This window comes from Bacillus licheniformis DSM 13 = ATCC 14580 (assembly GCF_000011645.1).
GTDB classification, from domain to species: Bacteria; Bacillota; Bacilli; order Bacillales; family Bacillaceae; genus Bacillus; species Bacillus licheniformis.
In genome coordinates this window covers 1,764,859-1,777,066 of sequence record NC_006270.3, presented here as the reverse complement: position 1 = coordinate 1,777,066, position 12,208 = coordinate 1,764,859, and the positions used below count along the sequence as shown (strand labels likewise).

Here is a 12,208-nt window from a genome sequence, read left to right as displayed (position 1 = left end):
CGCGCCTACTCTTCTTTCTCGATCAGATCGGAAAACAGGCCGTATACATATGACTCTGCTTCAAACGGCTGCAGGTCATCCATTTTTTCCCCCAGCCCGACAAACTTGACCGGAATCTGCAGCTCATGGCGGATGGCGAGGACGATGCCGCCTTTTGCCGTTCCGTCGAGCTTCGTCAGCACGATGCCTGAGACATCAGTCGCTTTGGAAAATTCGCGCGCCTGTGTCATTGCGTTCTGCCCTGTCGTCGCATCCAGTACGAGCAGCACTTCATGAGGCGCATCAGGCACTTCGCGCTGAATCACGCGCTTTACCTTTTCTAGCTCTTTCATTAAGTTCACTTTATTTTGCAGGCGTCCTGCCGTGTCGCAAAGCAGGACATCGGCGCCGCGCGCTTTCGCGGCTTGAACGGCGTCATAGATAACAGCCGCAGGATCCGAGCCTTCCGCCTGTTTGACGACATGCGCGCCGACGCGCTCTCCCCACACTTCAAGCTGGTCGATCGCGCCGGCCCTGAATGTATCTCCGGCAGCAAGAACGACATTTTTGCCTTCTTTAATGAATTGATGGGCAAGCTTGCCGATCGTCGTCGTTTTGCCGACGCCGTTGACGCCGACGAATAAAATGATGTTTAGGCGGCCGTCTTCGACGCGGAGCTCTGATGCTTCCTGCTCCCCGCCTTCATAGATTTCAACGAGCTTTTCAGAAATGACGGACTGCACCTCTTTCGGGTCCTGAATATTTCTTCGCTTGACCTCGCTCTTCAGCTCGTCAATCAGCTCCATAACAGTCGCAACGCCGACATCAGCGCCGATCAGAACCTCTTCAAGCTCTTCAAAAAAATCCTCGTCCACTTTCCGGTAGCGGGAGACAAGCTCATTGACCCGCTCCTGAAACGTATTTCTCGTTTTCGCCAGGCCTTCTTTAAATTTGCCTGAGACCGAATCGGTCTGCTGTGTGATTTTTTCTTTCAGTTTTTTAAAAAAGCTCATGTCCTGTAACCTCGCTTTATTGAACTAATTCTTTTGTTTCTTCAAGCTTGACTGAGACCAGCTTGGAAACGCCTGATTCCTGCATCGTCACGCCGTAAAGAACATCGGCTTCTTCCATTGTTCCTTTCCGGTGGGTGATGACGATGAACTGGGTTTCATGGCTGTATTTTTTCAAGTATTGGGCAAAGCGGAACACGTTCGCTTCATCAAGGGCCGCCTCGACTTCATCCAGCACGCAGAACGGAACCGGTCTGACTTTGAGGATCGAAAACAGGAGCGCGATCGCCGTCAAGGCCCGTTCCCCGCCGGAAAGCAGGCTCAGGTTCTGCAGCTTTTTGCCCGGAGGCTGGGCGATAATATCGACGCCCGATTGGAGCAGGTCATTCGGATCTGTCAGCTTGAGCTCGGCTCTTCCGCCGCCGAACAGCGCCCGGAAGACGTCTTCAAAATGGGAGCTGATCTGCGCAAATGTTTCCGCAAAACGCTTCGTCATTTCCTCATCCATTTCCTCGATGACCTTAAAGAGCGTATTTTTCGCTTCGAGCAGGTCGTCTTTCTGCTCTGAAAGGAAGAGGTAGCGTTCATTGACCCTTTCGAATTCCTCAATGCTGCCAAGGTTCACCGTTCCCAGCTCTTCGATCGCAAGCTTGATCAGCTTGACGCGCTTCCTCGCTTCTTCAGGGGAAAGCTCCAAAGGATATTTTTCCCTTGCCCCTTCAAATGAAAGGCCGTACTCTTCCCGCAGGAAAGAGAGCAGGTTGTCGAGCTCGACTTCCATGCGGCCGAGCTTGACTTCTTCATCTTTTAAGAGACCGGCCATCTGCTTATACTGGCGCTTCATTTCTTTCAGTTCGAGCTCTTCGGTTTCAAGGCCTTTTTGCAGCTTCATCCGCTGTTCTCTTCTTGAGGCGATGAGCTCTGCGGTTTTATTTTTATCGTTCAGCTTCTTTTTCGCAGCTTCTTCAAGTTTTTCCTCACCGGAAGAATTGGAGGACATCTCTGTCGTTAAGAAAGAAAGATCCTCTTCGGCCACCTTGAGCGCTTCCGCATTCTCGGCATACTCTTCTTCAAGCCTTGCGAGCTTTTCCCGTTCGTTTGCACACGACTGTTCGGTTTTCGCCAGCACCACTTTCAAATCGGTCAGCTCGCTTTGCAACGCTTCTTTCGTCGAGGTCTGCGTCTGTTTCCGCTCCGTCATGGCTTCGATTTCGGAATCAAGGCGCTGCAGCTCGCCGGCGATCGATGCGAGCTTTTCTTCAAGCTCTTCTTTACGCCACTTCTTGTCTTCGTCCCCTTCAAGCAGAGCCGATTTTTCCTGGTCATAGAGCTCCAAATGGCTGTTGACGTTTTTCTCGGCGATTTCGAGTTCGTACAGACGGCCTTTGATTTCCTGCTGCTCGGATCTTAGGCGTTCTCCGTCCTCCCGAAGTGACTGTAGCTTGGCATCAAGCTCCTGAATGGTCTGCTTCAGGGCTTTCACTTCTTTTTCGAGCAATTCGGTTTTTTCTTCCATCTCGGCGAGGCGTTTTGTCTGGGCTTCCAGTTCCCTGTTTCGTCCCAGAAGCGAGCTGCTTTTTTTCTTGACAGCTCCTCCCGTCATGGAACCGCCCGGATTGACGACATCCCCTTCAAGGGTGACGATCCGGTATCTGTGGCCGAGCCGCTTGGCAAGGTCGTTGGCGCCCTTTAAATGCTCGGTGATCAGCACGGTGCCGAGCAGATTTTGCACGACGCTCCGGTAGGCCGGATCAAATGAAACAAGCTCGCTGGCGATGCCGATGAACGACGGGTTTTCTTTCGCCGTCTCGATGTCTCTCGGCTGGATGCGGCGCTCTTTGATGACGGAAAGCGGGAGGAAGGTCGCCCTTCCGAACGAATGCTTTTTCAAATATTGAATCGCCCGTCTGGCGGCGTCTTCATCTTCTGTGACAACATGCTGTGCTGTTGCGCCGAGCGCGATTTCGATCGCTGTTTCATACCGCTCGTCCGTCTTTAACAGCTCTGCAATCGCGCCGCGAATTCCCGGAAGCTCGCTCTTGGCCTTTAATACTTCTTTGACGCCTTGATAAAACCCCGAAAAGTCCTCCTGCATCGCTTCAAGCATTTCCTTTTTAGAGCGCGCCTGCTGAACGTATTGATAAGCCTGGTAAAGGGCGGATTCCTTTTTTTCGTACTGGCTTTTTTTCTGTTCATAGCTTTTTTGCGCGTCCCTGAATGCTTGAATCTGGCTGTGAAGACGCTCGTCCACGAGGCTGAATTCGTGTTCGGTTTTCATCTTTTGGTCGGCGATTTCCTTCCGCTCGCTTAAATATTTTTCATTGTTTTGTGCGAGCCGTTTCTGCTGTGCCGCAGATTGGGTCATTTGGTCTTCAAGAAATTGAAGCTCGTTGCGGACGGAAGCCTGTTCGTTCAACAGCTCGAAATAATCGCTTTTCAGCTGTTCGATTTCTTCCTCTACATTTTCGCTGTATCCGGATAAAGCCTGATTTTTTTCTTTCACCTGTCGGGCAAGCTCTTTTGCTTCAGTCTCGAGCTTTTCAAACACAAGCTTCTGCGCGGCGATTTTCTCTTTCAGGGTTCGCTCTTTTTCACTGCGCTGGACGATCGCTTCTTCAAGCTGAGCTCTGTTTTGCGTGGCGTTTTTTTTGCGTTCCTTCAGCACTTCTTTCCGGCCTTCAAGCTTCTCCAGTTCCTCGCTTGTCAAAAGCAGCACTTGCTGAAGCTCATCGACCGATTCGTCGAGCGCTTGAATTTTGTCTCTTGCCTCTTCGATTTTGGCTTCTTTTGCCTGGATGGCCGCAGAAGAGGACATTTCTTCGTCTTTCGCCTTTTCGACTTTTTGCTGAAGGGCTTCCCATTTTCCGTGAAGCTCTTCGATGTCATACGCCGTTAACGCGATTTCGATTTTTTCAAGCTCATCCTTCTTTTCAAGGTAGTCTTTGGCGATCGATGCCTGCACTTTCAGCGGCTCCACCTGTCCCTCGAGCTCGTGGAGGATGTCTTCGACCCGGTTCAAATTGTCCTGTGTCTCAAACAGCTTGTTTTCGGCTTTTTTCTTTCTCGTTTTGTATTTTAATACGCCGGCCGCTTCTTCGAAGATGCTTCTCCGCTCTTCAGCCTTGCTGCTTAAAATCTCTTCGACTTTGCCTTGGCTGATGATGGAAAACGCTTCTTTTCCAAGCCCTGAATCCATAAAAAGATCGATGATATCTTTCAGGCGGCACGGCTGGTTGTTGATGAGAAATTCGCTTTCCCCCGATCTGTAGACTCTTCTCGTCACACTGACTTCGTGAAAATCGATCGGCAAAAAGCGGTCATCGTTGTCAAGCGTCAGCGTCACTTCGGCAAGGTTCAGCTTTTTCCGCGAGTCGCTGCCGGCAAAAATGATATCTTCCATCTTGCCGCCCCTGAGCGATTTGGCGGACTGTTCACCGAGCACCCAGCGGATCGCGTCGGTGATGTTGCTTTTTCCGCTGCCGTTCGGGCCGACGACGGCTGTCACGCCTTTTACAAAATCTACAGAAATTCGTTCTGCAAACGATTTAAATCCTATCACGTCTAAACGTTTGAGGAACATGGTGATCCTCCTTATGTATTAAAGTATTACAATTCTATCATAACCCTATGGAAAAGGCTCAAAATACATTGAAATCCCCCTGGTTTTTGCAAGGGGGATTTATTGTTTCATATGGTGTTTTTGCAGCTTCGCGAGCGCTTCTTGAGCGGCATGCTGTTCAGCTTCTTTTTTGGAACGGCCGCTTCCCACCCCAAGTACTTCTCCTTTTAGCGATACATTTGCTTCAAATTCGCGGTTGTGCGCCGGTCCTTTTTCCTGAAGGATTTTATACTCCAGTATGCCTCGCCCGTCGCGCTGTACAAATTCCTGCAGCTGGCTTTTAAAATCCATCACATGAGAAAAAGCACCATCGTCGATTTTAGGGAAAACGTACGCTTTCAGAAAAGTCACGACGGCTTCGAGCCCCTGATCCAGATAGAGCGCACCGATAAAAGCTTCAAACACATCGGCTAAAAGCGCCGGACGCTTTCTTCCTCCAGTCATTTCCTCTCCTTTTCCCAATAGAACAAGCTCTCCGAAAGAAAGCTCATGGGCCAGGGAAACCAAAGAAGGCTCGCATACGATCGCCGCTCTCAATTTCGTCAAATCACCCTCGCTCATCGCCGGGTATTTGGCGTATAAAAATTGAGAAATCGTCAGTTCCAAAACGGCGTCTCCTAAAAATTCAAGCCTCTCATTATCTTCATATGGCTTCTTTCGATGCTCATTCACATAAGATGAATGTGTAAACGCTTGATATAAAAGCTTCTCGTTTTGAAATTGAACCGAAATCCGTTCCTGAAACTTTTTAAACTGCTCCGCTTTTTTTTGAAACATTTTTTTGTCTCTGAAATGTGAATGTTTTGACATAGCAACCTCCATATGGGCACATCAAGTTCACCTCACCTCCTATGAAAAGGCAGGTTCGTTTATCATTGGGCAAAACATTAAAATTAAAGCCGCATTTATAAAGGGATAAAGCCCCGTCTTTAAACGGGACTTTAAATGAGCTTACTGCTTACTATTTATGTAGTTCACAGCGTCACCGACTGTTGCAATCTTTTCAGCATCTTCGTCAGAAATCTCCATATCAAACTCGTCTTCAAGTTCCATGACAAGCTCAACTACATCCAGGGAATCAGCGCCTAAATCCTCTTTAAAAGAAGCTTCAAGAGTGACGTCAGCTTCATCCACGCCGAGGCGGTCTACGATGATTTTTGTTACACGCTCTAATGCGTCTGCCATAGCTATTCACCTCCCCTCAAGTATTATAGTTGATTCGTTTTTAAAAAACCAGAGATAATTCAATTTTTGATTTCGTTTAAACCATAGCCATTCCGCCGTTGATGTTCAGCGTCTGGCCGGTCATGTAGCTCGCATGGTCAGATGCGAGGAAAACAACGGCGCTGCTGATGTCAGACGGCTCGCCGAACCGCGCAAGCGGAATCTGCTTCAGCATTTCGTCTTGAATGTCTTTTGTCAGCTTGTCCGTCATTTCCGTCGAAATGAATCCCGGAGCGATCGCATTCACAGTGATGTTTCTTGACGCCAGTTCTTTTGCCAGCGTTTTCGTCAAGCCGATCACGCCTGATTTAGCCGCGACATAGTTGGCCTGCCCGGCGTTACCGACGACGCCTACAACCGAGGTGATATTGATGATCCGGCCGCTTCTTTGTTTCATCATCTGTCTTGTCACAGCTTTTGAACAATTGAACACACCTTTTAAGTTTATGTTAATGACGTCGTCCCATTCATCTTCTTTCATTCTCATGAACAGATTGTCTTTAGTAATGCCCGCATTGTTGACAAGGATGTCAAGCGTGCCGAAGCGTCCGACCGCTTCCTTCATCATCGCCTGAACCTCATCCGCATTGGAAACGTCCGCTTTAAAAGCAAACGCATCGCGGCCGAGCGCTTTGATTTCGTCTACGACTTCGTTCGCTTTCGCTTCATTTCCCGCGTAGTTGACGACGACATTTGCTCCGTTTTTCGCCAGGTCCAGGGCGATCGCGCGGCCGATTCCTCTTGAGGCTCCTGTCACAACGGCTGTTTTATTTTCCAGCATTTTCGTTTTCCTCCTTCAACGTTTGAACGGCAAGTTCAATTGTGTTCGGGTCTGATACAGCAATCGTTTTGACTCTGCGGTTCACTTTCTTCACAAGCCCTGACAAAACCTTTCCGGGACCGATTTCAATGAAGGTCGTGACGCCTTCGTCAATCAGGCGGCTGATTGTTTCTTCAAAGCGTACAGGGGAATACAGCTGTTCAATCAGTTTATTCTTAATGTCGTCTTTATCCGTTACAAAGTCGGCCGTTACGTTGGAGACGACCGGAATGGCTGCGTCGTTGATCGTGCACGCATCAAGAACTTCACGAAGCTTATCAGCTGCCGGCTTCATCAGCTCAGAATGGAACGGCCCGCTGACTTCGAGAGGAATCGCGCGTTTTGCGCCCTTTTCTTTCGCAAGCTCTGAAGCGAGCTCCACGCCTTTAGCTGTTCCCGAGATGACGATTTGCCCAGGGCAGTTCAAATTGGCGAGCTGAACAAGGTTTCCTTCTTCGGAAATTTTGTCCGTCACTTCTTTCAGCGCCTGGCTGTCCATGCCGAGAATGGCCGCCATCGCGCCTTCTCCCGCCGGCACGGCTTCATTCATGAATTCGCCGCGCTTTCTGACGGCATAAACCGCATCTTTAAACGACAAGGCGCCGGCAGCGACCAATGCGCTGTATTCGCCGAGGCTGTGACCTGCCGCATAGTCGGCTTTAATGCCGTATTCCTTCAGTTTTTCAAGCGCTGCGATGCTCGCCGTTAAAAGGCTTGGCTGCGCGTTGTATGTAAGCGTCAGTTCCTTTGCATCCCCTTCAAACATGAGGGTGCTCAGTTTTGTTTCAAGCGTTTGATCCGCTTCTTCAAAAATCTTCTTCGCATTCGGTTCTTTTTCATACAATTCGTGTCCCATGCCGATATGCTGCGAACCTTGGCCCGGGAATAGAAAAGCAATCTTGCCCATGTGTTAAAACCTCCAGACTATTCATCTGCTTTTTGTTGAATTTTTTCTTCGATAAATGCCGCGACATTTTGGCTGACCATCTCTCTGGCCTGGCGGATCGCGTGATAAACGGCGCGTCCGTCAGATGATCCGTGCGCTTTGATGACGGGCGCCTTTAAGCCGAACAATCCGGCTCCGCCGTATTCAGAGTAATCCATTTTCGTTTTCATTTCTTTCAGCTTCGGCTTCAGTGCAGAAGCGGCGAGCTTCGCCGTGAAGCTCGAAGTCAGCGTCGTTCTCAGCATTTTAAAAATGGACAGCGCCGCGCCCTCGACCGTTTTCAAGGCAACGTTACCGGTAAAGCCGTCTGTGACGATGACATCAGCGACTCCGTCCAGCATATCGCGGGCTTCCACATTGCCGATGAAATTCAAATCGGTTTCCTTCAATTTTTGAAAGGTCTGCTTGGCAAGCTCATTTCCTTTTTTATCTTCGGTTCCGACGTTCAAAAGTCCGATGCGCGGATTTTTGACGCCCAGCACCTGTTCTCCGTAAACAGATCCCATAATGGCGTATTGAACGAGATGTTCGGGCTTGGCGTCCACATTCGCTCCGACATCAAGAAGGAGAAAGCCGTCTCCGGAGACGGTCGGCAATGTCGGTGCCAACGCAGGCCTTTCAATCCCTTCAATCCGGCCGACGATAAAGAGCCCGGCCGTCATAAGCGCTCCGGTGTTTCCGGCGGAAATGCAGGCATCAGCCCTGCCTTCGGCGACTTCTCCGGCCATCAGAACCATCGATGAATTCTTCTTTCTTCTGACGGCTCTGACTGGCTCGTCTGTCGCTTCGATGACTTCTTCCGCGTGTTTGACGGTGATCCGCCCGTGTTCTGTTAAATGGGCGGCTATTTTTTCCCGGTCGCCGATCAGCGTGATCTCGAGGTCTTCAAAATCTTCGACCGCTTTCATCACGCCTTCAATAACCGCTTTGGGAGCATTGTCTCCTCCCATGGCATCTACAGCAATTTTCATGACTTACGCGCCACCTTCTATGATTGTTTTGAACGATACATGACAAATTCGCCTGAAAACACAGGCTCTTCGGCAACATAGCTGTTCACTTCAACAACCGTTCTGCCTTTATCTTTATCAAGCTTCACGACTTTCGCTTTTGCAACGACCCGTTCGCCTTGCTTGACCTGCCTTGTAAAGCGGATGTCCGCTTTGGCCGTCAATGCGAGCTCATCGTCGATGAGGGCGACGGCGAGCGAGTTGGCCTGGGCAAACAAATGGTGCCCCCTGGCGATTTGATTTCGGCTGAAAACATGCTCCCTTCTGATCTCAAGAATTGAAATCGCGTGCTCATCCAGCTCCAAATCAATGATCTCGCCGATGACCTCGTCAAGCGGCAATGACTTGACTTCATCTTCAAGAGACTTCTCGGCAACACTTTTGATTCTTTCTCTCAGTTCAGGTATGGAAAGTTCCAAACGGTCCAAGCGAATCGTCTGAATGCTGACGTTAAATTTCTCCGCTAACTCCTCGTCCGTAATAAACGGGGTCGTACGAATCGTCTGCTGCAGCAATTCTTGGCGTTCTCTCTTACTTTTTCTCATGTTATTAAACACCATCCGCGCAATTATGACTAGGTACTAATAGTAGTATATAATTTCATAGATTGGAATGCAATCTTTCTTTACCCGCCGACGATAAATTTTAGCTGGACTTCAGATCAGCTCAGCTTCTCTCCGTCCATAACCCCGCTGTTTTGCAAGTGTTCCCGCAGGCTTTTATATTCGGCATCCGTCCAGAACGCTTTTGAAGAGACAAGTTCTGCAGCGTCTCTTCTTGCCGTTTCCAGCGCGCGGTAGTCGTGAACCATGTCGGCGACTTTAAACTCCGGCATCCCGCTCTGTTTCTTGCCGAAAAAGTCCCCGGGCCCTCTGAGTTCAAGATCTTTTTCAGAAAGCTCAAAGCCGTCCGTCGTCTCAGACATGATGCTCATGCGCTCTTTTCCCGTCTCAGATTTCGGGTCTGCCATCAGGATGCAATACGACTGGTGATCGCCCCGTCCGACCCGGCCGCGAAGCTGATGCAGCTGGGAAAGACCGAACCGGTCGGCATCATAGATCAGCATGACCGTCGCATTCGGAACGTTTACCCCGACTTCAACGACGGTTGTGGAAACGAGAATCTGGCATTCGTTTTTGCTGAACTGCCTCATTACCTGTTCTTTCTCGTCATTTGACAGCTTTCCGTGCATGAGACCGATCTGCCATCTTCCCCTGAAGGCATGAGTCAGCATGCTGTGCACATCAATTGCATTTTGAACGTCGAGCTTGTCCGACTCTTCAATCAAGGGACAGATCACATACGCCTGTCTGCCTTTTTTCAGTTCTTTATCGATAAACGCGAGAATCCGTTCGAGCATGTCGTGCTTTACCCAATACGTCTCGATCCGCTTTCGCCCAGCCGGCATTTCATCGATGACGGACACATCCATTTCCCCGAAAACCGTGATCGCCAGTGTTCTCGGAATCGGCGTCGCCGTCATAAACAAGACATCGGGATCTTTCCCTTTGCTTCTCAGTTTTTTTCTTTGCTCGACGCCGAAGCGGTGCTGTTCATCGGTGATCACGAGCCCGAGCTGTTTAAAGTGGACATCGTCCTGAATAAGGGCGTGCGTCCCCACCAAAATATCAATTTCTCCTTCTTTTAATCTTTCTAAAAGCTCTCTTCTCCTTTTCCCTTTCACAGAGCTTGTTAAAAGCGCCACATTGACGTCGTGCTGCTCAAAGAGGGATACAAGCGAATCGGCGTGCTGTTCCGCCAGTATTTCGGTCGGCACCATCATCGCCCCCTGGAATCCGGAAAGCAGCGAGGCGTATAGCGCAATCGCGGCGACGGCTGTTTTGCCTGAACCGACGTCTCCTTGCAAAAGCCGATTCATTTTATACCCTGAAGCCATGTCCCTTAATATGTCGTCGAGCGCTTTCGCCTGCGCGTTTGTCAAAGGAAACGGAAGGCTTTTGACAAACGAATTGACGTCTTCGAGCCGAAAGGTGTGGCTGATTCCGTCGGACGCTTCCCGCTCGAACTTTCGCAAAGCCTGCATTTTCAGCTGAAACAGCAAAAATTCCTCATATACAAAACGGCGCCGCGCATGCTTTAAAGCTTCCCTCGACTCGGGCTTGTGCATCGCCTTTACCGCCTCCTGGTAAGACAGAAGTTTGTAGGCGGTCCGAAGCTTTTCCGGAAGAGGATCTTCGGCAAACGGCAAATGGCTGCGGACAGCTTCCTGAATCAATTTCCTCATCGTCTTTACGGTGATGTTTTCTTTGACGGAGTATACGGGTTCAATCGACTGATCACCCTGGTGCGGCCCGTTTTTCAGCTCTTGCACCATCACGGATTGTCTGTGCTTGTCCCATTTTCCGGTTACGGTAACAATCGAGCCGATCGCAAGCTTTTTTTTCAAATAAGGCCTGTTAAAGCAAACCGCTGTGATCAAATAGTTCCCGACCAAAAGCCGGAACGTGAGACGGCTCCGCTTTTTCCCGTAATAGGCAAGAGAAGGCTCGCTGTGAACCTTCCCTTCCACCGTCACTCGTTCATCGTGTGCCACATCTTCCAAATCGCGCAATTCATAATCGTCATATCGGTACGGGAAGTAGTTTAAAAGATCGAGAACCGTATAGATTCCGAGCTCGTTCAACGTTTTTTCCGTTTCCGTCCCGACGCCTTTTATAACAGATATACTAAGTTGCAGATTGTGTTCCACGTGCAGCTGACGCTCCTCCGAATATTTTTTTCTCCAATTCTTTGCCCGTCGGTGTTGCGGCAAGACCGCCCCGGCCTGTTTCCCTCAGTGCCGTCGGCATCGTCTGTCCGATTTTGTACATCGCATCGATCACTTCATCGCATGGAATGCGGCTTGTAATGCCGGCAAGCGCCATATCAGCCGCGACCATCGCATTGGCTGCGCCCATCGCGTTCCGCTTCACACACGGCACCTCAACGAGCCCTGCGACAGGATCGCAGACTAGACCGAGTACGTTTTTTAAAGCGATGGCCATCGCTTCGGCGCACTGTTCAGGGGTTCCGCCCGCCATTTCGACGATGGCGGCAGCCGCCATGCCCGAGGCCGATCCGACTTCAGCCTGACAGCCTCCGGCGGCTCCCGAAATGCTCGCATTGTTGGCAACGACGAATCCGAACGCTCCCGATGTAAATAAAAAGCGGACCATCTGCTCTTTCGTCGGGTGAAGTTTCTCTTTTACCGCAAAGAGCGTCCCCGGGACAACGCCGGCCGATCCGGCTGTCGGCGTTGCGCAAATCGTTCCCATCGCAGCGTTGACTTCATTTGTCGCTACCGCTTTGCTGACAGCGTCAAGGATGACATCCCCTGACAGCCCTTTGCCCGATTTAAGGTAGGCCTGAAGCTTAACGGCGTCTCCGCCCGTCAATCCGGAGTGCGATACGACGCCCTCAATGCCTTTTTGAACAGCGTCTTCCATGACAGCCAAGTTGGCTTCCATCTGCTTGAATATATCTTCCCGCGTCCGGCCTGTCACCTCGATCTCCTGTGTGATCATGATTTCAGAGATGGACACGTTCTTTTCCTTTGTCAGTTGAATTAATTCTTTCACATTTCGAAACATATCGTCTCAC

Annotated in this window: 10 protein-coding genes; all 10 read right to left on the bottom strand. The window is 50.1% G+C overall.

Annotation, left to right across the window (positions count from 1 at the left end):
- Positions 1 to 5: 5 nt before the first annotated feature.
- On the bottom strand, positions 6 to 992 hold the full coding sequence (gene ftsY, locus TRNA_RS30490; protein ID WP_003181713.1) for a signal recognition particle-docking protein FtsY: 987 nt from the start codon (positions 990 to 992) through the stop codon (positions 6 to 8).
- A gap of 16 nt (positions 993 to 1,008) precedes the next feature.
- Complete coding sequence (smc, locus tag TRNA_RS30485; protein ID WP_011197972.1) at positions 1,009 to 4,569, bottom strand: chromosome segregation protein SMC; 3,561 nt, start codon at positions 4,567 to 4,569, stop codon at positions 1,009 to 1,011.
- Between the two features lie 99 nt (positions 4,570 to 4,668).
- Entirely contained in the window at positions 4,669 to 5,418 is a 750-nt protein-coding gene (rnc, locus tag TRNA_RS30480; protein ID WP_009328527.1) for a ribonuclease III, read from the bottom strand.
- 141 nt (positions 5,419 to 5,559) lie between these two features.
- Positions 5,560 to 5,793, bottom strand: a complete 234-nt coding sequence (gene acpP / locus TRNA_RS30475; RefSeq protein ID WP_003181706.1) for an acyl carrier protein — start codon at positions 5,791 to 5,793, stop codon at positions 5,560 to 5,562.
- A gap of 76 nt (positions 5,794 to 5,869) precedes the next feature.
- On the bottom strand, positions 5,870 to 6,613 hold the full coding sequence (fabG, locus tag TRNA_RS30470) for a 3-oxoacyl-[acyl-carrier-protein] reductase (protein ID WP_003181704.1): 744 nt from the start codon (positions 6,611 to 6,613) through the stop codon (positions 5,870 to 5,872).
- A complete protein-coding gene (gene fabD, locus TRNA_RS30465; RefSeq protein WP_003181702.1) occupies positions 6,600 to 7,559 on the bottom strand; it encodes an ACP S-malonyltransferase in 960 nt (319 codons plus the stop codon). The genes fabG and fabD overlap by 14 nt, the downstream gene beginning before the upstream one ends.
- A 17-nt stretch (positions 7,560 to 7,576) precedes the next feature.
- The gene (gene plsX / locus TRNA_RS30460; protein ID WP_003181700.1) at positions 7,577 to 8,569 is read right to left on the bottom strand and encodes a phosphate acyltransferase PlsX; all 993 of its coding nucleotides are present in this window, start codon (positions 8,567 to 8,569) and stop codon (positions 7,577 to 7,579) included.
- A gap of 17 nt (positions 8,570 to 8,586) precedes the next feature.
- Complete coding sequence (gene fapR, locus TRNA_RS30455; protein WP_003181698.1) at positions 8,587 to 9,153, bottom strand: transcription factor FapR; 567 nt, start codon at positions 9,151 to 9,153, stop codon at positions 8,587 to 8,589.
- A 116-nt stretch (positions 9,154 to 9,269) separates the two neighbouring features.
- Entirely contained in the window at positions 9,270 to 11,318 is a 2,049-nt protein-coding gene (recG, locus tag TRNA_RS30450) for an ATP-dependent DNA helicase RecG (RefSeq protein WP_009328528.1), read from the bottom strand.
- Entirely contained in the window at positions 11,296 to 12,198 is a 903-nt protein-coding gene (gene sdaAA, locus TRNA_RS30445) for an L-serine ammonia-lyase, iron-sulfur-dependent, subunit alpha (RefSeq protein ID WP_009328529.1), read from the bottom strand. Before sdaAA ends, recG begins: the two co-directional genes overlap by 23 nt.
- Positions 12,199 to 12,208 lie beyond the last annotated feature (10 nt).